Raw genomic sequence first — 1,671 nt, 5'->3', positions numbered from 1 at the left:
CACCTGGGCACCGCACGGCGGGGAAAGCCGGGTCGACGTGGCAGCCCCCGGCCTGCCGCTGATCGCCGAGTTGCTGGCTGAGGAGCCGGAGTGGGGCGCTCCTGAGGAGCCGGAGCGGCCGGTGGTGCTGGTCACGCACGGCGGTTGGATCGCCGCGCTGACAGCGGCGCTGCTGCGTCTGCCGGTGGTCAACTGGCCGGTGCTGGGCGGCATGGGTAATGCCAGTTGGACGCAGCTGAGCGGGCATGCCGCCGATGACGCCGGCTACGGCGAGCTGGATCGTATCCGGTGGCGGCTCGATGTGTGGAATGCCTCGGCGCAGGTCGCGGGCGATGTCCTCTGAGGCCGCGGCGCGGCCGGTGCTGCTGATCTTCGCAGACTCGCTGGCCTACTACGGGCCGACGGGTGGCCTGCCCGCTGATGATCCCCGCATTTGGCCCATGATTGTCGGCGGGCAGCTGGGTTGGGATGTCGAATTGATCGGCCGTATCGGATGGACCTGCCGAGATGTGTGGTGGGCTGCTACCCAGGACCCGCGGGCGTGGGCGGCGCTGCCCCGCGCGGGTGCGGTCATCTTCGCCACCGGCGGGATGGATTCGCTGCCGTCGCCGTTACCCACCGCGTTGCGTGAACTGATCCGCTATGTGCGACCGCCTCGGCTGCGACGGTGGGTGCGTGACGGATACGGCTGGCTGCAGCCGAGGCTGTCACCGGTCGCCCGGGCGGCGCTGCCGCCGCATCTCAGCGCTGACTACCTCGAACAGACAAGGTTCGCCATCGATTTCAATCGACCGGGCATTCCGATTGTGGCCTCGCTGCCCTCGGTGCACATCGCCGAGACGTACGGCAAGGCCCACCACGGCCGGGCCGGCACGGTGACGGCGATCACGGAATGGGCTCAGCGTCACGACGTCCCGCTCGTCGACCTGAAAGCCGCTGTCGGGGAACAGATAATGAGCGGTCGCGGCAATCCCGATGGCATCCACTGGAACTTCGAGGCACATCAGGCGGTCGCGGAGCTGATGCTCAAGGCGCTCGCGGAGGCCGGCGTGGCGACGATGCAGAGCGCGCAGCGCGATGAGGAGGAGCCGCGCAATCAAACCGGCGTGGCGACGATGCAGAGCGCGCAGCGCGATGAGGAGGAGCCGCGCAATCAAACCGGCGTGGCGACGATGCAGGGGGGGTACCCCCAGCCGCGCAGCGGCGAGGGGGACGCACAGAGCGATGAGGAGGAGTTGCGCAATGAAACCGGCGTGTCGACCGAGAAAGCGCGCGACTGAGCCATGCCGGTCGTCGTCATCACCGACTCTTCGTCGCGCCTGCCCAACGAGCTGCGCGAGCGGTGGGTGATCCGCCAAGTTCCGCTGCACGTCCTGCTCGACGGCTCCGATCTGCGCGACGGTGTGGACGAGATACCGGACGACATCTACGAGCGCGGCGAAGCCAGCACCGCCGCCGTCGCGCCGGCCGAGCTGTGCGCCGCCTACCGTCAGGCGCTGGCCGACAGCGGCGGCGATGGGGTAGTGGCCGTGCACATTTCGTCGGCACTGTCCGGAACCGTCAGCGCCGCGGAGACGACGGCCGCCGAATTCGGCGACGCCGTGCGGGTGGTCGATTCGAAGTCGGCGGCCATGGGCACCGGGTTCGTCAGCCTGGCCGCCGCCCGTGCGG

Annotated in this window: 1 protein-coding gene and 2 pseudogenes; all 3 read left to right on the top strand. The window is 69.5% G+C overall.

Annotation, left to right across the window (positions count from 1 at the left end):
* Positions 1-343: pseudogene (gene gpgP / locus WA317_RS19500) on the top strand (glucosyl-3-phosphoglycerate phosphatase); the annotation flags it as partial.
* Positions 333-1,067: pseudogene (gene octT / locus WA317_RS19495) on the top strand (diglucosylglycerate octanoyltransferase); the annotation flags it as partial. The pseudogenes gpgP and octT, both read left to right, overlap by 11 nt.
* 216 nt (positions 1,068-1,283) lie before the next feature.
* Positions 1,284-1,671 (top strand): DegV family protein (locus WA317_RS19490; RefSeq protein WP_425174597.1); only part of this gene is annotated, 388 nt, incomplete at its 3' end.

Source organism: Mycobacterium sp., assembly GCF_049802695.1.
Classification (GTDB): domain Bacteria; phylum Actinomycetota; class Actinomycetes; order Mycobacteriales; family Mycobacteriaceae; genus Mycobacterium.
The sequence above is the reverse complement of the archived record's forward strand: the minus strand, read 5'-3'. Positions and strand labels throughout refer to the sequence as shown.